The 24,295-nt window shown below is 39.6% G+C and carries 18 protein-coding genes; 12 read left to right on the top strand and 6 right to left on the bottom strand.

What is annotated here, in order from left to right:
• Nucleotides 1-129 precede the first annotated feature (129 nt).
• Nucleotides 130-957, top strand: coding sequence for a 2,3,4,5-tetrahydropyridine-2,6-dicarboxylate N-succinyltransferase (gene dapD / locus HMPREF3020_RS02220; RefSeq protein ID WP_005695977.1), 828 nt, complete (start codon nt 130-132; stop codon nt 955-957).
• Between the two features lie 70 nt (nt 958-1,027).
• Here the strand turns inward: dapD and tehB are convergent, their stop codons facing one another.
• Together tehB and metG are read right to left on the bottom strand one after the other, a co-directional pair.
• Nucleotides 1,028-1,888 carry an SAM-dependent methyltransferase TehB gene (gene tehB, locus HMPREF3020_RS02215; RefSeq protein ID WP_070775402.1) on the bottom strand — a complete coding sequence of 287 codons (861 nt, stop codon included), beginning with the start codon at nt 1,886-1,888 and terminating at the stop codon, nt 1,028-1,030.
• 104 nt (nt 1,889-1,992) lie between these two features.
• Nucleotides 1,993-4,041: a methionine--tRNA ligase gene (gene metG, locus HMPREF3020_RS02210; protein ID WP_070775401.1), complete on the bottom strand. Its 2,049-nt coding sequence runs from the start codon at nt 4,039-4,041 to the stop codon at nt 1,993-1,995.
• Nucleotides 4,042-4,202: 161 nt separating this feature from the next.
• Between metG and apbC the strand changes: the two genes are divergently transcribed.
• Nucleotides 4,203-5,315 (top strand): iron-sulfur cluster carrier protein ApbC, encoded by a 1,113-nt coding sequence (gene apbC, locus HMPREF3020_RS02205; protein ID WP_049372548.1) that lies wholly within the window; start codon nt 4,203-4,205, stop codon nt 5,313-5,315.
• A 73-nt stretch (nt 5,316-5,388) separates the two neighbouring features.
• Here the strand turns inward: apbC and HMPREF3020_RS02200 are convergent, their stop codons facing one another.
• From HMPREF3020_RS02200 to HMPREF3020_RS02185, 4 genes are all read right to left on the bottom strand, one after another.
• Nucleotides 5,389-6,018: a histidine phosphatase family protein gene (locus tag HMPREF3020_RS02200; RefSeq protein WP_049372549.1), complete on the bottom strand. Its 630-nt coding sequence runs from the start codon at nt 6,016-6,018 to the stop codon at nt 5,389-5,391.
• A gap of 53 nt (nt 6,019-6,071) precedes the next feature.
• Nucleotides 6,072-7,439, bottom strand: coding sequence for a toxin/drug exporter TdeA (locus HMPREF3020_RS02195; protein WP_070775400.1), 1,368 nt, complete (start codon nt 7,437-7,439; stop codon nt 6,072-6,074).
• 84 nt (nt 7,440-7,523) lie between these two features.
• Nucleotides 7,524-9,455: a MacB family efflux pump subunit gene (locus HMPREF3020_RS02190; protein WP_049372551.1), complete on the bottom strand. Its 1,932-nt coding sequence runs from the start codon at nt 9,453-9,455 to the stop codon at nt 7,524-7,526.
• A gap of 17 nt (nt 9,456-9,472) precedes the next feature.
• Complete coding sequence (locus tag HMPREF3020_RS02185) at nt 9,473-10,654, bottom strand: efflux RND transporter periplasmic adaptor subunit (RefSeq protein WP_049372552.1); 1,182 nt, start codon at nt 10,652-10,654, stop codon at nt 9,473-9,475.
• A 222-nt stretch (nt 10,655-10,876) separates the two neighbouring features.
• Here HMPREF3020_RS02185 and glnS point away from each other — a divergent pair, with 222 nt between their 5' ends.
• From glnS to nusB, 10 genes are all read left to right on the top strand, one after another.
• The gene (gene glnS / locus HMPREF3020_RS02180; RefSeq protein ID WP_049372553.1) at nt 10,877-12,550 is read left to right on the top strand and encodes a glutamine--tRNA ligase; all 1,674 of its coding nucleotides are present in this window, start codon (nt 10,877-10,879) and stop codon (nt 12,548-12,550) included.
• Between the two features lie 66 nt (nt 12,551-12,616).
• Nucleotides 12,617-13,057, top strand: a complete 441-nt coding sequence (locus HMPREF3020_RS02175) for a YcgN family cysteine cluster protein (RefSeq protein ID WP_049372554.1) — start codon at nt 12,617-12,619, stop codon at nt 13,055-13,057.
• Between the two features lie 144 nt (nt 13,058-13,201).
• Nucleotides 13,202-13,615, top strand: a complete 414-nt coding sequence (locus HMPREF3020_RS02170) for a 4-alpha-glucanotransferase (protein ID WP_257281675.1) — start codon at nt 13,202-13,204, stop codon at nt 13,613-13,615.
• Nucleotides 13,616-13,626: 11 nt separating this feature from the next.
• The gene (glgB, locus tag HMPREF3020_RS02165; RefSeq protein ID WP_049372555.1) at nt 13,627-15,816 is read left to right on the top strand and encodes a 1,4-alpha-glucan branching protein GlgB; all 2,190 of its coding nucleotides are present in this window, start codon (nt 13,627-13,629) and stop codon (nt 15,814-15,816) included.
• Nucleotides 15,817-15,833: 17 nt separating this feature from the next.
• Nucleotides 15,834-17,852 (top strand): glycogen debranching protein GlgX, encoded by a 2,019-nt coding sequence (glgX, locus tag HMPREF3020_RS02160; protein ID WP_070775399.1) that lies wholly within the window; start codon nt 15,834-15,836, stop codon nt 17,850-17,852.
• Nucleotides 17,842-19,140 carry a glucose-1-phosphate adenylyltransferase gene (glgC, locus tag HMPREF3020_RS02155; protein ID WP_070775398.1) on the top strand — a complete coding sequence of 433 codons (1,299 nt, stop codon included), beginning with the start codon at nt 17,842-17,844 and terminating at the stop codon, nt 19,138-19,140. Before glgX ends, glgC begins: the two co-directional genes overlap by 11 nt.
• 90 nt (nt 19,141-19,230) lie before the next feature.
• Entirely contained in the window at nt 19,231-20,670 is a 1,440-nt protein-coding gene (gene glgA, locus HMPREF3020_RS02150; protein ID WP_070775397.1) for a glycogen synthase GlgA, read from the top strand.
• A gap of 115 nt (nt 20,671-20,785) precedes the next feature.
• A complete protein-coding gene (locus tag HMPREF3020_RS02145; RefSeq protein WP_070775396.1) occupies nt 20,786-23,251 on the top strand; it encodes a glycogen/starch/alpha-glucan phosphorylase in 2,466 nt (821 codons plus the stop codon).
• A gap of 105 nt (nt 23,252-23,356) precedes the next feature.
• Nucleotides 23,357-23,830, top strand: coding sequence for a 6,7-dimethyl-8-ribityllumazine synthase (ribE, locus tag HMPREF3020_RS02140; protein WP_005695997.1), 474 nt, complete (start codon nt 23,357-23,359; stop codon nt 23,828-23,830).
• A gap of 5 nt (nt 23,831-23,835) precedes the next feature.
• On the top strand, nt 23,836-24,273 hold the full coding sequence (gene nusB, locus HMPREF3020_RS02135; RefSeq protein WP_070775395.1) for a transcription antitermination factor NusB: 438 nt from the start codon (nt 23,836-23,838) through the stop codon (nt 24,271-24,273).
• The last annotated feature ends 22 nt before the right edge of the window (nt 24,274-24,295 follow it).

Here is a 24,295-nt window from a genome sequence, read left to right as displayed (position 1 = left end):
AAGCGAGCCATAATTCGGTTCGCTTTTTTTATGTTTTAAATCAAAAGAAAGTGCGGTTGTTTTTTGCTTGAAAGTCAAAAATATGATAAAACTATTAACCGTTATTTCACATCAACAATAGGAAGCAAAATGTCAAATTTACAACAAGTTATTGAAGCTGCATTTGAAAAACGTGCGGAAATTACCCCTAAAACAGTTGATGCACAAACTCGTGCAGCAATCGAAGAAGTGATCGAAGGATTAGATAGCGGTAAATACCGTGTTGCAGAAAAAATTGATGGCGAATGGGTTACTCACCAATGGTTGAAAAAAGCGGTATTATTATCCTTCCGTATCAATGATAATCAAATCATTGATGGCGCTGAAACTAAATACTACGACAAAGTGGCATTGAAATTTGCTGACTATACCGAAGAGCGTTTTGCTCAAGAAGGTTTCCGTGTCGTACCTTCTGCAACCGTACGTAAAGGGGCATACATTTCTAAAAACTGTGTATTAATGCCATCTTATGTAAATATCGGTGCATACGTGGGTGAAGGTACCATGGTTGATACATGGGCAACCGTTGGTTCATGTGCGCAAATTGGTAAAAACGTTCACTTATCTGGTGGTGTAGGGATTGGTGGTGTATTAGAGCCATTACAAGCAAACCCAACCATTATCGGTGATAACTGTTTCATCGGTGCACGTTCTGAAGTCGTTGAAGGCGTGATTGTTGAAGATGGTTGTGTGATCTCTATGGGCGTATTCATTGGTCAATCAACAAAGATTTACGATCGTGAAACAGGTGAAGTATTCTATGGTCGCGTTCCTGCTGGTTCTGTAGTGGTTTCAGGTAGTCTTCCATCAAAATGTGGTAAATACAGCTTATACTGTGCAGTGATCGTGAAAAAAGTTGATGCAAAAACTTTAGGTAAAGTAGGTATCAACGAATTATTGCGTTCTATTGAAGAGTAATTAAAACACCATAAAAAATGACCGCACTTGATAGACAAAGTGCGGTCATTTTCTTTTTTAAATTAGCGAATTATTTTTTTCTTGCTAGCATTGTCGCAAATTTTAATTTAATGCGATTGCCGTTTTCATCAGTTTTATGTAATTCGCCCATATTTTCGTTGTATTCTAAGAATTCCCAATCTTTGTAATATTCTTTTAATTCACCTTCAGAGAATGTAAATGAGAAAGGAAGTGGACAAGGCACTTCAGGCGTGGACATGGCTGCAACAATTAAGTTATAACCACCTGGGTTGGTGTGTTCTTGCATATTCTTAATAATGGCTGGAATTCGCTCACGGTTTAAGAACATAAATACCACGGTTGATAAAATGAAGTCGTAGTTTTCTTGAATATTGGCGGTGTTAATATCATAAACAGCGGTCTTAATATTCAAGTTTTCTTTGTCTTTAGTTTCATTTAAGAAGGCGATGCTGTTTTCGTTGTGATCCCAAGAGGTTACATCATAGCCTTTTAAACTTAAATAAAGCGAATTACGACCTTGTCCGCAGCCTAAATCTAGCACTTTACAAGGTTTGATAATTTTAGCTGCATCAACCACATCACCATGCGTTGCAGTCATATTATATTTTTTGCTGAAGTAATCTTCTTTTGTGCAATAGAAACCAAGCGTACATTCTAAGTCATCAGAAAGGGCTTCAACTCGGTGCCAGGCTTGTGGCTCAACAAATGGAATATCACTTTCTGGGGTGAAAATATGTTCAGCAATGACATCGCCATTTTCGGTTAGCTCATAAAATTTAAGTTTACCTTTTAATACCGTAAGCTTGCCCCAAGTACCCACTTTAGTATTGTGTTTTTCTTGAAACATTTTAGGTAGTTTATATTTTGTCCAAACCGGCATTTGTTTATAGCAGATAAGTTCGTTTGTCATAATGAATTCCTTTTAATTTGCATGATAAATAGCTGATTGATATGGTAGGGTATTTGATTCTATTTGGCAATAAAAAAGGCGACCGAAGTCGCCTAAATATTAAATTATTTTACTTGCATACCTGCAGTGACACCGCTATCCGCTGAAAGTAAGAATAAATCACTTCCGCCAGTACCAGCAGAAAGAATCATTCCTTCCGATACACCAAATTTCATTTTACGTGGTGCAAGGTTTGCAACCACAATAACAAAACGACCTTCTAATTCTTCAGGTTTGTTGTAGGCTGCTTTAATGCCAGAGAACACTTGGCGAGTATGGTCACCTAAATCTAATTCAAAACGTAAGAGTTTGTTTGATTCTGGTACAGCTTCGCACTTCAGCACTTTTGCCACACGCATATCAATTTTAGCAAAATCGTCAATGGTAATGGTGTCAGCAATTGGTTCGACATTTGAAAGTGCGGTCGCTTTAGCCGCTGTTTTTTCTGTCGCTTTGTTTGCTTCAGCGAAAAGTGCTTTAGTTTCTTCTACAACAGCATCAATTTGTTTTTTCTCTAAACGAGAGAAAAGGGCTTTAAATGGAGTAAGCTGATGACCAAATAATGGCTGTGCAATATTATCCCATGTTAGTTCTGTTTGTAAGAACGCTTCTGCACGTTCAGCCAGTTTTGGAAGAACCGGTTTTAAGTAAGACATTAATACACGGAAAAGCTCGATACCCATTGAGCAAACTGCTTGTAATTCAGCCTCTTTGCCTTCTTCTTTTGCAATGACCCAAGGGGCTTTTTCATCAATATACTTATTGGCTTTATCAGTTAATGCCATGATTTCACGAATCGCTTTGTTGTATTCACGGCTTTCATAATAAGCAGCAATTTGTTCAGCTTGTGCAGTGAATTCATTGAAAAGCGCTTCATCTTCTAGTTTATCTGCTAATTTGCCTTCAAAACGTTTTGTGATAAAGCCCGCATTACGAGACGCTAAATTGACTAATTTATTCACGATATCAGTGTTTACACGTTGAACGAAATCTTCCAAATTGAAATCAAGATCTTCGATACGATCGTTTAATTTCGCTGCGTAGTAGTAACGCAAACATTCTGGATCAATGTGATTTAAATAGGTGCTGGCTTGGATAAATGTACCGCGTGATTTTGACATTTTGGCGCCATCTACGGTGACATAACCGTGAGCAAACACATTGGTTGGTTTGCGGAATTCGCTACCTTCTAACATCGCCGGCCAGAATAGACTGTGGAAATACACGATATCTTTACCAATAAAGTGATAAAGTTCTGCATCGCTGTTTTCTCCCCAGAATTCATTAAAATCAATGCCTTCACGATCGCAGAGATTTTTGAATGAAGCCATGTAGCCGATTGGGGCATCTAGCCAAACATAGAAGAATTTATCTTTTGCACCTGGAATTTCAAAACCAAAATAAGGGGCATCACGAGAGATATCCCATTGTTGCAAACCACTTTCAAACCATTCTTGCATTTTGTTTGCAATTTCCGGTTGAAGTGAGCCAGAGCGAGTCCATTCTTTTAACATCCTTTCAAAAGCAGGTAAGTCAAAGAAGAAGTGTTCAGATTCTTTAATGATTGGTGTTGCACCTGATACAGCAGAACGCGGATTAATTAAATCCATAGGGCTATAAGTCGAAGCACAAACTTCGCAGTTATCACCATATTGATCTTCAGCTTTACATTTTGGACAAGTCCCTTTAACGAAACGATCCGGTAAGAACATATTCTTTTCAGGATCGAATAACTGAGAAATCACTTTCGTTTTAATGAAGCCTTTAGCTTTTAATTTATTGTAAATATCAGCGGTGATTTGTTTATTTTCTGCACTGTGAGTAGAGTGATAGTTATCAAAACTGATATTAAAGCCTGCAAAATCACGTACGTGATCAGCTTTTGCTTTTGCGATTAATTCTTCTGGTGTAATGCCTAATTTATCAGCATTAAGCATGATTGGTGTGCCGTGTGCGTCATCAGCACAGACAAAATGAATTTTGTTGCCACGCATACGTTGGAAACGCACCCAAATATCCGCTTGAATGTGTTCTAACATATGGCCTAAATGAATGGCACCATTTGCATAAGGTAATGCACAAGTGACTAAAATTTTACGAGGTTGAGTTGTCATTATTTTTCTCTTATTCTTTTTGCAAAAATTGTGAGTATGTTACCCGATTGGTGTGATTTTTTCTAGTTTAGTTATACTTTTAGCTTAACATTTGAGGTGTAAAAGGGGTAGAATATCCCTGACAAATTTACTCTACTACCTACTACTATTAAAGGAATATTATGGCAACTGCTTTTTCTGAAAATTTAACGGCAGAACAACAATCTCAGGTTCTGCAACTTTTCCAACAATTTCAACACCCAACCTTACAAAAAGACTTAATCGAATTAAAGACTTTGAAGAAAGTTGAAAAAGGCGGTGACGTATTACGTATTGAATTACAATTGCCTTTTGCATGGAACACTGGCGTGGAGCAAGTGAAACAGCAGCTTTCTGATGCTTTATTAAAAGCAACAGATAGCAAAGAAATCAAATGGGTGGTGAATTATCAAATCGCAACGTTAAAACGTGCAAATAATCAACCCGCTGTAAAAGGTGTAAAGAACATCATTGCGGTGACTTCAGGTAAAGGCGGGGTAGGGAAATCATCCGTTTCAGTGAATCTTGCGCTTGCTTTACAAGCTCAAGGTGCTCGTGTGGGGATCTTAGATGCAGATATTTACGGCCCATCTATTCCGCATATGTTAGGTGCGCCGCATCAACGCCCAACTTCACCAGATAACCAACATATCACCCCAATTAAAGCGTATGGTTTATCTGCCAACTCGATCGGTTTCTTAATGGATGAAGATAATGCAACCATTTGGCGTGGTCCTATGGCAAGTAGTGCATTAAGCCAGCTTTTAAATGAAACCTTATGGGATAGCTTGGATTACTTAGTGATCGATATGCCTCCGGGTACAGGTGATATCCAATTAACCCTTTCACAACAAATTCCGGTAACAGGAGCTGTAGTGGTTACCACGCCACAAGATATTGCGTTATTAGATGCGGTGAAAGGCGTGTCGATGTTTGAACGTGTATCTGTGCCTGTGTTAGGTATTGTGGAAAATATGTCTATGCATATTTGTAGCAATTGTGGCCATCACGAAGCAATTTTCGGTACTGGTGGTGCAGAAAAAATGGCACAAAAATACAATGTGAAAGTATTAGGTCAGTTACCGTTGAATATCCAAGTTCGTCAAGATTTGGATGCGGGTAAACCAACCGTAGTTGCAGCGCCAGACAGTGAAATTGCGAAATCTTTCTTAGATTTAGCGGAGAAAGTATCAACTGAGCTTTACTGGCAAGGATCTGTGATTCCAAGCGAGATTTTATTCCGCGAAGTGAAATAATCACAAAAACATCATAAAAATTAACCGCACTTTAGGTCATCCAAAGTGCGGTTATTTTTTTAGGTAAATTTGCTTATTTTAAATGATCCGCATCATTTATTTTCTCAACGCAAAAACCGTTCTCATCGTCATAATGCACAACACTAATTGAGGTGTTAATGAGAGATACTGATTTATCTTCATCGCGGTGATTTTGCCACGTAGCACCGTTTAATAAGGCAAGCAATAAACGTAGAGTATGGCCATGCGACACAATGAGAATATTGCCTTGATTGTGGATCTTAATAATGTCGTGCAATGCTTTCATGGCTCGCTCGCCCAATTGTTCGAACGTTTCTCCGCCATTTACTTGAGCTTTGTAATTGGCAGGATCTTTAATGAGTTGTTTGAACTCTGGGTGTTCTCTTAACGTATCAACAACTTTGCCTTCCCAAGAACCAAAATACTGTTCATTTAAACCTTGGTGATGGAAAAGGGGGATATCTCGTTCACCAATAATATGAGAGGCTGTCGCGATGGTACGTTTTAATACGCTAGAGTAGGCCGCGACAAAAGGAATATGATTAAGTGCCACACCTGTTTTTTTCGCGCCATTAACGCCTTCTTCAGTCAAAGGGGAATCGCCATGACCTTGCATTAAACCTTCTGTATTCCAAACGGTTTTACCATGTCGAATAAAATAAAAAGTCAGCTGTTTTTTCATTTTTCATGTCCATAAAAAAGATTAAGGAAGCCGAAACTTCCTTAATCATGATTTTAACGGGAGTAATAACCTGCCATTGAACTATATACGGCATTTTCTGCCTGAATGATGTTGTATTTTGCATTCAAGATAGAAAGTTGAGAGCTTTTCTCTGTGTTTGCCGCAGCGAGCCATTCACGTAATTCAGATACACCAGCATTGTAACGATCACGATAGTATTTGGTGATACGTTGGTTATAGCTGTGTGTTTTTTGCAAGTTAGCAAAGGCACTTTGTGCTTGTGTGTAGGCGAAGTAGTTGGTATCTACATCGTTCAAGGCTTTAGTAATGCTTTGCTCATAGTTTAAACGTGCGGTTTCATAATCTGCTTCAGAGATTTTCACGTTCCATTTTACGGTATTCCAGTTGAGGAATGGTAGGCTAATGCCGATTAAACCTGTACCAACTGGATTGTGCAATGCATTACCGACTTTAGTACCACTTGATGTTAAGCTTCCGCCTAAAGTGACTTCAGGGAACCAGCTTTTTTCAGTTGCTTTTGCATTTTTGAATGCACTACTTAAGCGATATTGATAGCCTTTTACATCAGGACGGTTTGCAATCACAGAAACAGGTACATTTAAATTTACGCCTACATTTTTTACATTAAGAATGTGTGGGGAGTTGATATTTAATGCTTCTTCCGGTTTTAAGTTCAGTAAGTTACGTAAAGTTTGTTCTGCTGTTTTACGTTGTGTTTGATAGTTGATCAAGTTGTTACGTGCGTTCAATACCGCTTGTTGTGCTTGATCTACACTTGCGCTGTCCGCAACACCTTGTGATAAACGGCGTTGCATGATGCTGCTAATGTCGTTGTAGTATTTGATGGTTTCTTCGGTTGTGCTGATAGCATCATTTAAATAAGCAATTTGATAATAGGTTGTTACAACAGAGTTGATGAGTGAAAGTTTGGTTGCTTCTAAATCTTCAGCAGTAGCTTTGTGTGACCATTCTGCCGCATCAGCGGTATCCGCTAAACGTTGCCATAGATCTAACGTATAACTCACATTTAATGCACCTTGATGGCTTACTGCTGAGCTGCCACCGGTTTTCATATTTTTACTTGCGGAAGATTGGGTTGAACCACTAAATGCCGGAATTAAATTTGCGCCTGCAAGGTTTGCATTATATAGAGCACGGTTTACGGCAACAGACGCTTTGGCTAAATCTTTGTTGTTGACTAATGCTTGTTCTACCACACGATTTAATTGTGAATCATTGTAAAGCGCCCACCAGTTTTCTTTTACATTAAATTGTTTGGTGATTTCCGCATAATTTTGGTAATCCTGCTGGCTCGCTTTATAAGAATCGCCGATGTTAGCACAACCTGCTAGAGCCGTTGCCATCGCGATTGCTAAGGTTAATTTTTTCATTTTTAACATGGATTTTTTCCTTTCTTTTTAATTAAAGTGCGGTCAAAAATTAGTAAGAATTTTAACCGCTCTTTTGTGTTTTACAAAATTTCTTTATTCTCGAGCAAGAGCTGTAATTGGATCTAATTGTGCTGCACGTTTTGCCGGCATATAGCCGAAGATCACACCAATAAGGGTAGAGAAGACCACCGCTGCAACAATTGAGCCGGTAGAGAATGCCATCGTAAAGTCAGTCATAAATACGTTAAATAGTAGACCGATTAAACCCGAAAGCAGAATACCCGTCACGCCGCCAATTAAACAAATTAGCACTGCTTCAATCAAAAATTGTTGCAGAATATTGAATTGTCTTGCCCCAATAGCCATTCGCACACCAATTTCTTTGGTTCGCTCTGTCACGGAAACCAACATAATATTCATCACACCAATCCCACCAACGATTAATGAAATAAAGGCGATAGAGGAAATGAGCAATTTCATCGTGCCCGTTGTGCTTTCAATAGTTTGTTTGATGGTATCGCTATTCATGATGAAGAAATCTTTTTTACCATGACGCATGGTAAGCAATTCAGTAATCCCTTTTTCAGCGACTGTAGTATTCACGGAATCATCTACTTTAACGGTAATCGAGCCAATTTTTTTGCTGCCCGAAATACGATTCATCACAGTAGTGTAAGGCGCATAGAGATTAAGTGAACTACTTGCCCCGCCCATTTGTTTATCAGATACTACGCCAATAATACGTAATGGACGTTTATTAAACATCACAATTTTGCCGATGGGATTTTCATCTGGGAAAATCGACTTTTTCGCACTTTCATCGATTAAGGCTACTTGGTTGTTATCAGCGACATCTTGAGCCGAAAATAAATTACCGGATTTTAGTTTTAAGCCATCTACATCAAAATATTGTTCTCCTACACCTTTTAAACTGGTCGAGGAGAAAGTTTGGTTGCCATAAATTAATGTGCCACTTGATGAGCTATTCGGCGTGACACTTTGTACATAACTTTGTTGATTTAAGGCAGTTGCATCATTAATTGTGAGATTCTGCATTTGTTCAGCACGACGATCACCAAAGCCTGTACCATTAAAAATCGTTATGGTGCTCGTCCCAATTCCTCGAATATTTTCTAAGATTTTTTGCTGTGAACCATTTCCCAATGCCACGACAGAAACCACAGACGTAATCCCGATGATAATCCCGAGCATGGTTAAAAGAGAACGCATTTTGTGGGCAATAATAGCACTCACAGACATACGAAAGGCTTCTACAAATTGATCTTTGCTAAACCCAAAGTGCGGTTTAGATTTGGTTGGATTTTCGACCGCACTTTTTACTGTTTCTTTTTGCGTATCGCCAATGATTTCACCGTCTTTAATTTCAATCACACGATTCGCACTGGCCGCAATTTCTCGGTCGTGGGTTACCATAATAATGGTGTGTCCCTCTGCGTGTAATTGACGCAGAATTTCCATTACATTTTGACCACTTTGCGAATCCAATGCGCCAGTGGGTTCATCGGCTAAAATAATTTCGCCACCATTCATCAATGCACGTGCAATACTCACACGTTGTTGCTGACCACCGGAAAGCTGGCTTGGTTTATTTTGCCATTTATCACCTAAACCTAATTTTTCTAAAAGTTGTTTTGCACGAGAAAGACGTTTTTCTTGCGACATTCCTGCATAAATAGCAGGCAAGGCGACGTTTTCAGCGGCAGTTAAACTCGACAATAAGTTATAGCGTTGGAAAATAAAGCCGAATTTTTGGCTACGTAAATCTGACAGCTGATCTTTGCTTAATTCAATAGTTTCTTTGCCATTGATTTTGTAAGAACCACTGGTTGCTGTATCCAAGCATCCGATGATATTCATCAAGGTCGATTTGCCGGAACCTGACTGCCCAATAATCGCTACAAAATCGCCTTTTTCAATATTTAAAGAGACATTCTTCAAAATATGAACGCGATTTTCACCTTCACCGAAGTAACGGTTGAGATCCTTAATTTCAATAATATTCATTAATTTCTACCGCACTTTTAGAACATTCTTGGACCACGAGGCATAGAGCCAACTTTTTCACCATTCGCGACTTGTGACACGATAACTTTTTCACCTTCGTTTAAGCCGGATTTGATTTCACTTTGGAAATCATTTTGTACACCGGTTTCAACTTCACGCTGTTCAGGCTGATTTTTGTCATTCAATACATTGACAAAGCTTTTGCCATCACGTTTTTGAATAGCCATATTGGAAACCAATAACACGTCTTTGGCATTGGCAATTTTGATGTTGTTTTCTGTCGTCATTCCGATGCGTAAAGTTCGATCAGGATTATCAATCAGTACATTGGCATAATAGTAAATCGCACTGGTTGTGGAGCTGCTACTTGAACTTGTCGAAGATGATGTTGAAGAGCTATCACTTGTCGTGGTATTGGCAGGATCAACAGAATCAATGACAGAGTGATACACGGTTTGGCTATCAGATAAAATAGTAAAGCTGACTTCTTGGCCTGCTTTAACTTTGGTAATGTCGCCTTCTGAAATTTCAGGTTTAATTTTCATTTTGCTTAAATCGGCAATGGTCACAATTGTTGGCGTCGTTTGGTTGGCATTAACAGTTTGACCTTCAGAAACGGGCACAGAAATGACGGTACCATCCATTGGTGCGGTAATTTTTGTATAACCCACATTGGTTTCTGCGGTATTCACTTCAATTTCAGCTTGTTTGATATTGGCTTCAATGGCTTCCATTTCCGCTTTCGCATTATCAAGGGTGCTTTTAGCTGTATTCAGACTATCTAAAGATGTCGCTTTTTGTGTATAAAGTTTTGATAAGCGGTTATAGCTTGAAAGGGCTACATCATAAGCGGTTCGCTTCGCTTTTAATTGCGCTTGATAGCTAACCAATGCCGCCTTTTTGGTATTTAAGGTATTAATTTGGGTTGTAGAATCAATATCTGCGATCATTTCGCCTTTTTTGATTTCTTGTCCTAATTTGACATAGAGTTTGGTAATTTTACCCGAAGCTTGGGCACCAACATCAACTTCATTTACGCTTTCAACCGAACCAGAGGCAACAACTGTTTTTTCCACATTGCCACGTGTAACGGATTCCGTCAGATAGGTGGTTTCTTGCTTGCTATTGCTTGAGAAAAAATAATAAGCTGCGCCAGCAGCAATGAGTAATCCAAGTAAAATAAAAAAGCGTTTTTTCATAAAGACTTTGTCATCCCAAATAAAAAATGAACGTTTGTTCAGTGAAGGTGTATTCTAAAGGCAAACTTTTCAGTTTGCACGAAAAATCTTCAAGTTAGACCTAAAAATCCTCAAAAATTCAGTATTAATTTAATGAAAGTGCGGTTAGTTTTGGGATCAAATTCACAACGCCAGACTTTTCGTATAGAATGGAGAAATTATTTTCAATTTATTGAGAAATTTATGAGCAATACAGAACACACTCTAGAAAATGCGGAAAATACCCGCACACACAATTTCATTACTCAAATTATTGATGAAGATTTAGCTTCGGGTAAACACAAAAGTGTTCATACTCGTTTCCCGCCTGAGCCAAATGGCTATTTGCATATTGGCCACGCAAAATCGATTTGCTTAAACTTTGGGTTAGCAAAAGAATATAACGGTTTATGTAACCTACGTTTTGACGATACCAATCCGGTGAAAGAAGACGTGGAATATGTGGATTCCATTAAAGCCGATGTGGAATGGTTAGGTTTTAAATGGGAAGGCGAACCGCGTTATGCGTCTGATTACTTCGATGCACTTTATGGCTATGCGATTGAGTTAATCGAGAAAGGTTTAGCCTATGTAGATGAACTTTCACCAGACCAAATGCGTGAGTATCGCGGTACATTAACTGAGCCAGGTAAAAACAGTCCATATCGTGATCGTAGTGTCGAAGAAAACTTAGCGTTATTTGAAAGAATGAAAAATGGTGAGTTTGCGGAAGGTACATTAAGTCTTCGTGCGAAAATCGACATGGCTTCACCATTTATGGTCATGCGTGATCCTGTGCTTTATCGTATTAAATTTGCGAGCCATCACCAAACCGGTGACAAATGGTGCATTTACCCAATGTACGACTTCACTCATTGTATCTCTGATGCAATTGAGCGTATTACACACTCTTTATGTACATTAGAATTCCAAGACAACCGTCGTTTATACGACTGGGTGTTAGAAAATATTAGTATTGAACGTCCATTGCCGCATCAATATGAATTCTCTCGTTTAAATTTAGAAGGCACATTAACGTCTAAACGTAAATTATTGAAATTAGTGAATGATGGCATTGTGGATGGTTGGAACGATCCGCGTATGCCAACCATTTCAGGTTTACGTCGTCGCGGTTATACACCGGCTTCATTACGTGAGTTCTGCCGTCGTATTGGTGTGACTAAACAAGATAACGTCGTAGAGTATTCTGCACTTGAAGCATGTATTCGTGAAGATTTAAATGAAAACGCACCACGCGCAATGGCGGTGATTGATCCTGTTCGCGTAGTGATTGAAAACTTTGAAGGCGAAGAAACGTTAACGGCGCCAAATCACCCGAATCGTCCTGAATTAGGTGAACGTCAATTACCGTTTACGAAAGAGCTTTATATTGATCGTGCAGACTTTCGTGAAGAAGCGAACAAGCAATATAAACGTTTAGTATTAGGTAAAGAAGTGCGTTTACGTAATGCTTACGTGATTAAAGCGGAGCGTGTCGAAAAAGATGCAAATGGTGAAATCACCACGATCTTCTGTACTTATGATCCTGAAACTTTAGGTAAAAATCCAGCGGATGGTCGTAAAGTGAAAGGGGTAATTCACTGGGTATCTGCAGTATATAATCACCCAGCAGAGTTCCGTTTATACGAATGTCTTTTCACCGTACCAAACCCTGGTGCAGCAGAAGAAATCGAAAGCGTATTAAATCCAACTTCTTTAGTGGTGAAACACGGTTTTGTAGAACAAAGCCTCGCAAATGCAGAACCAGAAAAAGGTTACCAATTTGAACGCGAAGGTTATTTCTGTGCGGATAACAAAGATAGCCGCCCAGAGCACTTAGTGTTTAACTTAACCGTAAGCTTAAAAGAAGGCTTCTAATTCTAAACAACAAAGTGCGGTCAAAAATCACGTAAATTTTGACCGCACTTTTTTATTGGTTTCACTATGCAATTTGAATCTCATTTTTGGCAAAAAAAATCGCTCCTTGAAATGACGGAATCCGAATGGGAAGCCTTATGTGATGGCTGCGGAAAATGCTGTTATCGAAAATACATTCAAGGGCGGGGTAAGCGTGAAAAACTGTATTACACGCGCATTGCCTGCAATCTATTAGATGTAGAAACAGGAAAGTGTCGTAATTATCCTGAACGTTTTAAAATCGAAAGTGATTGCACCAAATTAACCAAAAAGAACTTGCCTGATTTTGGTTGGTTGCCGAATACCTGTGCATATCGTTTATTGTATGAGGGTAAAGCTTTGCCCGAATGGCATCCATTAGTCAGTGGCGATCCTGATTCACTGAAAAAAGCAGGCATTTTAATTCAAGATGGCGTGCATGAAGAAGATGTCATTGATTGGTTTGAATTTGTCATTGAAACTGAATAATTTAAATTTCGTTGTTTTTTTATTCTCTTTAAACTTTGTTTTTTGATTTAGGTCACAATTTGCAAGATTGGCAATTGTATTTCAATTGTGCTTACTTATAATACTTATTAAGTATTATATAGATGTATCATTCGTTGTATGCAAATGTCCTTATCACTTAAACAATCTGCTGAAAAACTTGGCATTTCGTTTTCCCATTATGATATTGATGGGCATTTGATTGATGCATCGCCAACCAGTATTGATTATTTTATCGAGCAGTTGCAATTTCCGCCGAATATTGGACAAAATCAGCCGTTCCAAAATGTCATATGTGCCTTTGAAAATGAACCTATTCATGATGATTTAATCGCGTTTTCTTCTCCTCCTGATGCTTCTTTGCGTTATCAATTGCTCGACGAGCAAAACCAAATTCAGCTTGAAAAAACCATTCCATATTCAACCGCACTTTCATTCATTGCCTGCTTTGCCTTTTATCTATCATCGTTTAATGCTTTTTGCCGCTCAACAAACGAGAAAATACAATCGGTTGTAAATAATCAAGCTTGCAAAGCATAAAGGAGTATGTCATGACGAAATTAGTCGCTCAATCAGTAATTAATTCATTTTTTGATGGCAAACATGCCGATCCTTTTGCTGTATTAGGCATGCATGAAACTCACAATGGTATTGAGATTCGTGCTTTATTACCCGATGCAGATAAAGTCGAAGTGATTGATAAAGAAAGTCAATCCATCGTTGTCGCGCTAGAGAAACTGGATGACCGCGGATTTTTTGGTGCTATTGTGCCAGAGATTCACCATTTCTTTACCTACCAATTAAAAGTGTATTGGGGCGTAGAAGCCCAAATTATTGAAGATCCGTACCGTTTCCATCCGATGATTAATGACTTGGATCAATGGCTATTGGCGGAAGGTTCGTTATTGCGTCCTTATGAAGTATTAGGTGCACATTTTACTGAATGTGACAGTGTACCGGGCGTAAATTTCCGGGTATGGGCGCCAAATGCTAAGCGCGTTTCGTTGGTAGGTGATTTTAACTATTGGGATGGTCGTCGTCATCCAATGCGTTTCCATCCGGCAAGTGGTGTGTGGGAGTTATTCTTACCAAAAGCCAGTTTGGGGCAACGCTATAAATTTGAATTGATTGATTGCAACGGCAACCTTCGTTTAAAAGCTGACCCTTATGCATTTAGCTCTGAATTACGTCCAGATACAGCATCCGAAATCAGCATGTTGCCGGATGTAGTCGAAATGACGGAGCAACGTCGTAAAGCGAACCAACGTAATCAACCTATTTCGATTTACGAAGTGCATTTGGGATCATGGCGCCGTAATTTAGAAAATAATTTCTGGCTAGATTACGACCAAATTGCCGATGAGCTTATTCCTTATGTAAAACATATGGGCTTTACCCATATCGAGTTTTTACCGCTCTCCGAATTTCCATTCGATGGCTCTTGGGGTTACCAACCGATAGGGCTGTATTCACCAACCAGCCGTTTTGGTACACCAGAAGGCTTTAAACGCTTAGTCGAAAAAGCGCACAAAGCAGGCATTAATGTGATTTTAGACTGGGTACCGGGCCATTTCCCTAGTGATACACACGGTTTAGTGGCATTTGATGGTACAGCCTTATATGAACATGCTGACCCACGTGAAGGCTATCATCAAGACTGGAATACCTTAATTTATAACTATGGTCGTAATGAAGTGAGAAACTTCTTATCCAGTAATGCACTGTATTGGCTTGAACGATTTGGTGTAGATGGCATCCGTGTAGATGCGGTCGCATCAATGATTTACCGCGATTACAGCCGTGCTGAAGGCGAATGGATTCCGAATCAATATGGCGGTCGTGAAAATTTAGAAGCCATTGAATTCTTAAAACACACCAACTGGAAAATCCATTCTGAGATGTCTGGCGCGATTTCCATTGCCGAAGAATCCACTTCTTTTGGTGGCGTAACCCATCCGACAGAAAATGGTGGTCTTGGATTTAATTTTAAATGGAACATGGGCTGGATGAATGACACCCTAAGTTATATGAAACTCGATCCAGTTTATCGTCGTTATCATCATGACAAAATGACTTTCGGGATGATTTATCAATACAGCGAAAACTTTGTATTGCCACTTTCTCACGATGAAGTTGTACATGGCAAATGTTCGTTACTTGGCAAAATGCCGGGCGATGCATGGCAAAAATTCGCTAACTTGCGTGCTTACTACGGTTATATGTGGGGCTATCCAGGTAAGAAATTATTATTCATGGGCAATGAATTTGCTCAAGGTCGCGAATGGAATTATGAAGAAAGTTTGGATTGGTTCTTACTTGACGAAAACCATGGTGGCCTATGGCATAAAGGTGTATTGCAATTAGTCAAAGATTTGAATGGAATTTATCAAAAAAATGCACCGCTCTTTGAATTAGACGGTGAACCGGAAGGCTTTGATTGGTTAGTGGTGGATGATGCGGAAAATTCAGTCTTTGCTTTTGAACGTAAAAGCAGTGATGGTGAACGCATTATCGTGATCAGTAACTTTACTCCGGTGCCACGCGAAGGCTACCGTATCGGTGTAAATGTAGCGGGTGAATACGAAGAAATTTTGAATACTGACTCAATGTATTATCAAGGTTCAAACGTAGGTAATTTCGGCTTGGTAGAAAGCGAAGCGATCGCAAGTCACGGACGTGAAAATTCGATTAGCGTGACCATTCCGCCACTCGCAACGATCTATTTAAAATATAAAGCATAACAATAGCGAAGAACACGATGTTTAGTATTTATAACAATGGCAAACCTTCCCCAATGGGATATTCTCAAACGCGGGAAAACAGCCTAAAAATTTCGAATTTTGCACTTTTTTCTAGTGCGGCGGATGCTATTGAACTTTGCTTGTTCCGTGATGGTAAAGAAAGCCGTTTTGCCATGAGCAGAACCAATGATATTTGGCATGTGGCAATTGAAGGCGTTGAGTTAAATGATGAGTATGCGTTCAGAATCACAGGCAAAAATGACCGCACTTTAGCCAATCCGCAAAAGTTAATGCTTGATCCTTATGCGAAAGCAGTAAGCCATAAACCGGATTTAAGTTCATCAGAAGCCCGTTCCATTTTCTTGTTAAATGATGAACGAGATAATGCCGCCGTTGCACCTAAAGGTCGCATTGTGGATGAGCATTTTGATTGGTCAGGGGATTGCAAGCCATCTATTCCTTGGGCTCAAACCATTGTATATGAATTAAATGTTAAAGGATTTAGCCAATTAAATTCCCGTATTCCAGAAAATATCCGGGGCACTTATGCGGCGTTGGCTCACTCCGAAAACATTGCGTATTTTAAATCATTGGGTATTACCAGCCTTGAATTGCTCCCAGTGAATTTCTTTATTGATGAACCACATTTACAAGAAAAAGGATTACGCAATTATTGGGGCTATAACCCATTATCTATGTTTGCTTTAGAACCAAGTTATGCGACGGATCAAAAACAACCATTGAACGAATTTAAGAGCATGGTGAAAGCCCTGCATCAAGCGGGTATCGAAGTGATTTTAGATGTGGTGTTTAACCATACGGCAGAATCCGAAAAATCATTTCCGACATTTTGCCAGCGTGGTATTGATGATAAAACCTATTACTGGCAAAACGAGCATGGTGATTACCTCAACTGGACGGGTTGCGGCAATATGCTCAATCTTGCTAATGACGTCACTCGCAAATGGGTATTAGATTGTTTACGTTACTGGGTAACAGAATGTCATGTGGATGGTTTCCGTTTTGATTTAGCCACAGTACTTGGTCGTGAAACGCCTGATTTCAATCCAAATGCAAAATTATTTGCGGAAATGGAACAGGATGACGTTCTACAACAAATTAAATTAATTGCTGAACCTTGGGATATTGGTCATTACGGCTATCAAGTCGGGTATTTCCCCGCTTATTTCTCTCAATGGAATGATCGTTTCCGTGATGATATGTGTCGTTTTTGGTTATGGCAAAGTGGTGAAGTGGGGGCCTTTGCAGAGCGTTTTGCTGGCTCTAGCGATATCTTTAATCGCGAAGGTCGATTACCGCATGCCAGCTTGAATTTCATTACAGCCCATGATGGTTTTACGTTGCGAGATTTAGTGAGCTATAACCATAAACACAATGACGCTAACGGTGAAGAGAACCGTGACGGACGCAATGAAAATTATAGCTACAATCATGGGATTGAAGGTTCTCAACTCGATTTAGCCGATGAATGGCAAAGAGCGGTCGAAAATAACCGTGTTTTATCAGAAAAAGGCTTGTTAGGCTCTTTATTACTGGCAAATGGTGTACCCATGCTGCTTGCTGGGGATGAGTTCGGCAACAGCCAATATGGCAATAACAACGCCTATTGCCAAGATAACGAAATGACGTGGTTAAAGTGGAATGATTTTAACCCAACCTTATTTGACTTTACCAAGCAAACCATTGCATTACGAAAAAAAATTCAAAGTTTGCAACAGGAGGCTTGGTGGTCGGATGAAAATGTCGAGTGGTTGAATACTGGGGGAAACCCGATGACCCTAGACGATTGGCATAATCGGGAAAGCAAAGCCCTACAAGTTATGTTGGACGGCAAATATCTTTTCTTAATTAATGCAAAAACTGAACCGCAATCTTTTTATTTGCCAAAGGGTAAATGGAAAAAGATTGCCGAAACTGAAAATAGCGTGATTCAACAATGTGATGTGAGCGGTATAGCATTTGAAGTGTTGGAACATATGGATGATGAAAACGATGGAGTTTGTTATGAAAAGTGATCTTAATAAATATGAATTAGTTAAAGATACTTTAGTGCTTATTTTGGCTGGTGGTCGTGGTTCTCGCTTACATGAATTAACCGATAAACGTGCTAAACCTGCGTTATATTTTGGTGGTAATCGTCGCATTATTGATTTTGCGCTTTCCAACTGTATTAACTCAGGCCTGAATCGCATCGGTGTTGTAACCCAGTATGCAGCTCACTCTTTATTACGCCATTTACAAACAGGTTGGTCATTCTTACCGCAAGAGCGTGGTGAATTCGTTGATATGTTACCTGCCCGTCAACAAATTGATGATTCTACGTGGTACCGTGGTACAGCGGATGCGGTGTATCAAAATATGGCGATTATCCGTAATCACTATCGTCCAAAATACATTTTGATTCTTGCGGGCGACCATATTTATAAACAAGATTACAGTGTCATGTTGATGGATCATGTGAGAAGTGGAGCAAAATGCACAGTAGGCTGTATTGAGGTACCACGTTCTGAAGCCAGTGAATTTGGTGTCATGGCAGTAAATGAGAATCTTAAAGTGAAAGCTTTTGTTGAGAAACCAAAAGATCCACCTGCCATGGTGGGTAAACCAGATACGTCGCTAGCCTCTATGGGGATCTACGTGTTTGATGCTGAGTATCTCTATAAAATGCTTGACAGAGAAGTGAATACCCCTTGCACATCTCATGACTTTGGTAAAGATGTTTTGCCAAAATGCTTGGAAGAAGGCGTGCTTTATGCGCATCCATTCAGCCGTTCTTGTATGGGCCGAAACACTGAAGGTGAAATTTACTGGCGTGATGTGGGTACACTCGATAGTTTCTGGCAAGCGAATATCGATTTAGTTTCAGAGCATCCACAATTAGATATTTATGATCAAAGCTGGCCAATTCGTGGTAATCCAGTACAGGCTTATCCATCTAAATTCTTCTATAAAAAAACCAATATTAAACCGGTAGATAATTCGCTTATTGGTGGGGGCTGTGTGATTACGGATGCATCTATTAGTAATTCAGTGTTGTTTGATAGAGTCAAAATTGATGAAGACTCTACTGTTGATCACAGTGTCGTGTTACCGCAAGTACAAATTGGTAAAAATTGTACATTAAAAGATTGTATTATTGATCGCCATTGTATTATTCCAGATGGTATGGAAATCGGTGTGGATAAAGCCCTTGACAGTAAACGCTTCCGTGTGAGTTCTACCGGTAAAGTTGTACTTGTAACCTCAACGATGTTGAAAAAATTGCAAGGCGAAGAAGTCACTAACGAAGAACATTTGGATTAAAGTGCGGTCAATTTTGACAGTATTTTAAGTGAAGTAAAAAGATTGTGCTGTTATCAATGACAGCACAATTTTAAGTATAAAAGGAAAATTATGAGAGTTTTACATGTTTGCTCGGAATTGTATCCCTTATTAAAAACCGGTGGACTCGCCGATGTTTTAGGGGCGCTCCCTTTTGCTCAAAAAGAAATTGGTATTGATGCTCGTATTTTATTGCCGGCTTATCCAAAAATTTCAGCGGGCATTGAGAATACGCATGTTGTGACAGAATTTGATAATTTTGCAGGCCATGTTGTATTACGTTATGGCGAATACAATGGCGTAGGGATTTATCTGATTGATGCGCCTCATCTTTATTGGCGAGAAGGAAATCCTTATCATGATACCGATTACAACGATTATGCCGATAACTATAAGCGTTTTGCGTTATTAGGTTGGGTGGGGGCAGAGCTTGCGACAGGCTTAGATAGTTGGTGGCGAGCCGAAGTAGTGCATGCGCACGATTGGCATGCAGGTTTAGCGGCAGCTTATCTCTTCAATAAAGGTCGTCCAGCAAAATCAGTATTTACGATTCATAATCTTGCTTATCAAGGACAATTCGCACATCGTCACCTATATGAAATTGGCTTACCGGAAGGCATGTTCCATGTTGATGGTCTAGAGTTATTTGGTCAAATTTCGTATTTAAAAGCGGGTCTTTATTATTCCGATATGGTAACAGCAGTGAGTCCTACTTACGCAAAAGAAATTACCACACCGGACTTTGGTTATGGCTTGCAAGGCTTACTAACGGGCTTACGTGAGTCAGGTAAGTTGGTGGGCATTTTAAATGGCGTCGATCAAGAAATTTGGCACCCAAGCTGTGATGCGTATATTCAGCATCACTATAAATTAAAATCCATTGCAGGTAAGAAGAAAAATAAAGCCGATTTACAGGCTTATTTCAATCTACCACAACAGCCAGATGCGCCAGTATTTGTGATGGTAACGCGCTTAACAGAACAAAAAGGCGTGGATTTATTGATTGCGACAGCGGATGAAATTGTGAAACAAGGTGGTCAATTAGCGATTCTCGGTTCCGGTGCTAAACATTTGGAAGAGGGAATTTGCCAATTAGCACAACGTTACCCAGAAAATATTGCAGTAAAAATTGGTTATGACGAAGCGCTCTCACATTTAATGGTTGCGGGTGGTGATGTCATTTTAGTGCCAAGCCGTTTTGAACCTTGTGGATTAACCCAATTGTATGGCTTGCAATATGGCACATTGCCGCTTATTCGTGCAACTGGAGGATTAGCCGATACGGTCACGAACAGTACAAGCGAAACCATTAAAGAGCGTACTGCAACAGGCTTTGTATTCCAAAAAGCCGAAGCAGATGATTTACGAAACGCTATCCAACATGCTTTTGCATTATGGCAAAAACAACGTGTTTGGGCGATGGTTCGTAATAACGCCATGGCACAGGACTTTAGTTGGAAAAATGCAGCCGCTCAATATGAGCAGCTCTATTTAAGCATTTTAAACCAATAATTCAATGGATTGACTCTCCCTTCAAAAATAATCACCTTTGAAGGGGGGTTTTGTTGTTTTTTTCCTAAAAAAGCTTAAAATTTGCGCGGTTTTTTTAATTGAGGTTTTACTTTCTATGATCATGGACAATTTTGATTCGCCATTTCTTTATAATCGACCTAGCGTTGATGTTGAAGGCGTAAAAAAAGCAATTGTTTATAAATTAATTTTCTTAATCGGTCGTTCGCCAAAAGAGGCGAGTCAACGTGACTGGTTAAATGCGACTCTTCATGCGGTGCGTGATTTAGTGACTGAAGGCTGGATTACAACTGCACGCCAATCTCGTGCAGAAGAAACTCGCCGTGTTTATTATCTTTCTATGGAATTTTTAATCGGCCGCACACTTTCTAATGCGATGATCGCAGAAGGCATTTATGATGTGGCACAAAAAGCTTTGGCTGAATTAAATGTTGATTTAGAAGAGATTATTGAAAAAGAAGTGGATCCTGGTTTAGGTAATGGTGGTTTAGGTCGTCTTGCTGCTTGTTTTATGGACTCACTTGCAACGTTAGCGATTCCAGCAATGGGTTACGGTATTCGTTATGAATACGGTATGTTCCGTCAAAAAATTGAAAATGGCCAACAGGTTGAACGCCCTGATGATTGGTTAGAAAAAGGCGCACCTTGGGAATTTATGCGTCCATCAAAACGTTTCAGCATTGATTTCGGTGGTCATATTTATTTTGAAGGCAAAAAATGTATTTGGAGTCCAGCTGAAAAAGTGACCGCACTTGCATACGACCAAATGATTCCTGGCTATAAAAATAATTCAGCATCCACATTACGTTTATGGTCTGCTCATGGTGGTGAGGTGTTCGATTTAGCGGAGTTTAACCGTGGTGATCACTTAGCGGCGGTAGCGACTCGTTCAGCTAACCAAAACCTTTCTCGCGTACTTTATCCGGATGATTCTACCTGGAATGGTCGTGAATTGCGTTTACGTCAAGAGTACTTCTTAGTATCAGCGTCTTTACAAGATATTCTTCGTCGTCATTTTAGAACACATGGCACGTTAGATAACTTAGCAGATAAAGTCGCGATCCACTTGAACGATACTCACCCAACATTAGCGATTCCAGAGTTAATGCGTATCTTAATCGATTTACACGGTTATTCATGGCAAAACGCTTGGGATGTGACTCGTCGTATCTTCTCTTATACTTGCCATACTTTAATGTCAGAAGCATTAGAAACCTGGCCGGTAGAAATGATGGCGAAAATCTTACCTCGTCACTTACAAATGATTTTTGAAATCAATGATCATTTCCTTGAGTATGTGAAAACTTATGTCACTACCGATATGGAATTTATCCGTCGTGTATCGCTTATCGAGGAAGGACATCAACGTAAAGTTCGCATGGGCTGGTTGTCTGTTGTTGGTTCTCATAAAGTGAACGGTGTAGCAGCAATTCACTCAGATCTTATGGTTTCTTCAACCTTTGCTGATTTTGCGCGTATCTATCCAGAACGTTTCACCAATGTAACAAACGGTGTGACACCACGTCGTTGGCTTGCAGTAGCAAACCCGAAATTAGCAGCTTTATTTGATCAATATATTGGTTCTGAATGGCGTTGCGATTTAAGCCAAATTGAAAAACTTAAAGCGTTTGCAGATAAAGGTGAATTTAAGCGTGCTGTCGCAGATATCAAATACGATAACAAAGTGAAATTAGCACAATATGTGAAGAAAACACTTAACATCGATTTAGATCCGCATGCATTATTTGACGTTCAAGTAAAACGTATTCATGAATACAAACGTCAAATGCTTAATGTTTTACACATTATTGCTCGTTATAACGAAATGCTTGCTCATCCAGAAAAAGATTGGCAGCCACGTGTGTTCATTCTAGCGGGTAAAGCAGCTTCAGCTTACTATGCAGCAAAACAAACCATTCGTTTGATTAACGATGTCGCGAATGTCATCAATAATGATGAACGCTTAAAAGGTCGTTTAAAAGTTGTCTTTATTCCGAACTACAGCGTAAGTCTTGCACAATTAATCATTCCAGCGGCAGATATTTCTGAGCAAATCTCTCTTGCAGGAACAGAAGCATCAGGTACCAGTAACATGAAGTTTGCCTTAAATGGTGCGTTAACATTGGGTACGCTTGATGGTGCGAACGTTGAGATTTTAGATAATGTTGGTGAAGACCACATCTTTATCTTTGGTAATACGGTTGAACAAGTGGAAGCATTACGTCGCGAAGGTTATCGTCCGTTTGATTATTATCAAAATGACGAGCAATTACGTGAAGTTATTGACCAAATTATCCGTGGTGATTTCTCGCCGGAAGAACCGAACCGTTATCACTCTCTAATTCAAGGTTTACAATACCACGATTATTACCAATCTTTTGCTGATTTCCGCAGTTATGTGGAAGCGCAAAAAGCGGTAGATAAAAAATATCAAGATCGTGATGTATGGATAGCAAGTACCATTCAAAATATGGTGAACATGGGCTTCTTCTCATCAGACCGTACAATTCTTGAATATGCGAAAAATATCTGGAAAATTGAACCGTTAAAACTCGAGAAGTAAGTTCTTTTCCACTCATAGAAAACCCTGTCGGATTATTTCCACAGGGTTTCTTTTTATGCTAAAATCCACCGTCAAATTTATTGTTCATTCAGATTAGGAAAAAGTATGAAAGTTTTAGAAGGTGCGGTAGCGGCGCCAAATGCTAAAATCGCAGTGGTGATTGCTCGTTTTAACAGTTTTATTAATGAAAGTTTATTAGAAGGTGCGGTAGATGCATTAAAACGCATCGGTCAAGTGAAAGATGAGAATATTACTATCGTTCGTGCACCAGGTGCCTATGAACTTCCATTAGTAGCACGTCGTTTAGCTGAAAGCAAAAAATTTGATGCAATCGTGGCATTGGGTACGGTAATCCGTGGAGGCACAGCTCACTTTGAATATGTAGCGGGCGAAGCAAGCAGCGGTTTAGGTCAAGTAGCAATGCAAGCTGAAATCCCAGTAGCATTCGGTGTTTTAACGACTGAAAACATTGAACAAGCTATCGAGCGTGCAGGGACCAAAGCAGGTAATAAAGGTGCAGAAGCAGCATTAACGGCACTTGAAATGGTGAATCTTTTACAACAAATTGATGCGGCATAATTCCAATGACAGAGAAAAAAGAGCCTGTAAAAAAAGTATCGCCACGTCGTAGAGCGAGAGAATGTGCAGTCCAAGCATTATATTCTTGGGCGCTCTCTGGTAATGCACCAGAACAAGTGGAACTCACTTTCGTTGTGGATCAAGATTTAAAAGGTGTGGATAAACCTTATTTTAGCCGCCTTTTCCGTCAAACCGTTGCGAATGTAGAAGCTGTTGATTTCTCAATGAGCCATTATTTAGATCGCGCATTAGATGAATTAGATCCGATTGAAAGAGCTATTTTACGCTTAGCGGTTTATGAACTTCAATTTGAGCCTGATGTGCCGTATAAAGTGGCGATTAACGAGGCAATTGAGGTGGCGAAAGTGTTTGGTGCAGATGAAAGCCATAAATACATTAACGGTGTATTGGATAAAGTCGCTCCTGCATTAGGTCGCAAATAATTATTCAAATGTAGGGTAGACA

The sequence above is a fragment of the Haemophilus sp. HMSC068C11 genome, from assembly GCF_001815355.1.
GTDB lineage: Bacteria > Pseudomonadota > Gammaproteobacteria > Enterobacterales > Pasteurellaceae > Haemophilus_D.
Note: the sequence above shows the minus strand (reverse complement) of the source record. Positions and strands in the feature narration are given on the sequence as shown.

Bases quoted from the DNA above. Each gene is read 5' to 3' on its own strand.
- dapD (WP_005695977.1), top strand. From the start codon at position 130: ATGTCAAATTTACAACAAGTTATTGAAGCTGCATTTGAAAAACGTGCG.
- tehB (WP_070775402.1), bottom strand. From the start codon at position 1,888: ATGACAAACGAACTTATCTGCTATAAACAAATGCCGGTTTGGACAAAA.
- metG (WP_070775401.1), bottom strand. From the start codon at position 4,041: ATGACAACTCAACCTCGTAAAATTTTAGTCACTTGTGCATTACCTTAT.
- apbC (WP_049372548.1), top strand. From the start codon at position 4,203: ATGGCAACTGCTTTTTCTGAAAATTTAACGGCAGAACAACAATCTCAG.
- HMPREF3020_RS02200 (WP_049372549.1), bottom strand. From the start codon at position 6,018: ATGAAAAAACAGCTGACTTTTTATTTTATTCGACATGGTAAAACCGTT.
- HMPREF3020_RS02195 (WP_070775400.1), bottom strand. From the start codon at position 7,439: ATGTTAAAAATGAAAAAATTAACCTTAGCAATCGCGATGGCAACGGCT.
- HMPREF3020_RS02190 (WP_049372551.1), bottom strand. From the start codon at position 9,455: ATGAATATTATTGAAATTAAGGATCTCAACCGTTACTTCGGTGAAGGT.
- HMPREF3020_RS02185 (WP_049372552.1), bottom strand. From the start codon at position 10,654: ATGAAAAAACGCTTTTTTATTTTACTTGGATTACTCATTGCTGCTGGC.
- glnS (WP_049372553.1), top strand. From the start codon at position 10,877: ATGAGCAATACAGAACACACTCTAGAAAATGCGGAAAATACCCGCACA.
- HMPREF3020_RS02175 (WP_049372554.1), top strand. From the start codon at position 12,617: ATGCAATTTGAATCTCATTTTTGGCAAAAAAAATCGCTCCTTGAAATG.
- HMPREF3020_RS02170 (WP_257281675.1), top strand. From the start codon at position 13,202: ATGTCCTTATCACTTAAACAATCTGCTGAAAAACTTGGCATTTCGTTT.
- glgB (WP_049372555.1), top strand. From the start codon at position 13,627: ATGACGAAATTAGTCGCTCAATCAGTAATTAATTCATTTTTTGATGGC.
- glgX (WP_070775399.1), top strand. From the start codon at position 15,834: ATGTTTAGTATTTATAACAATGGCAAACCTTCCCCAATGGGATATTCT.
- glgC (WP_070775398.1), top strand. From the start codon at position 17,842: ATGAAAAGTGATCTTAATAAATATGAATTAGTTAAAGATACTTTAGTG.
- glgA (WP_070775397.1), top strand. From the start codon at position 19,231: ATGAGAGTTTTACATGTTTGCTCGGAATTGTATCCCTTATTAAAAACC.
- HMPREF3020_RS02145 (WP_070775396.1), top strand. From the start codon at position 20,786: ATGATCATGGACAATTTTGATTCGCCATTTCTTTATAATCGACCTAGC.
- ribE (WP_005695997.1), top strand. From the start codon at position 23,357: ATGAAAGTTTTAGAAGGTGCGGTAGCGGCGCCAAATGCTAAAATCGCA.
- nusB (WP_070775395.1), top strand. From the start codon at position 23,836: ATGACAGAGAAAAAAGAGCCTGTAAAAAAAGTATCGCCACGTCGTAGA.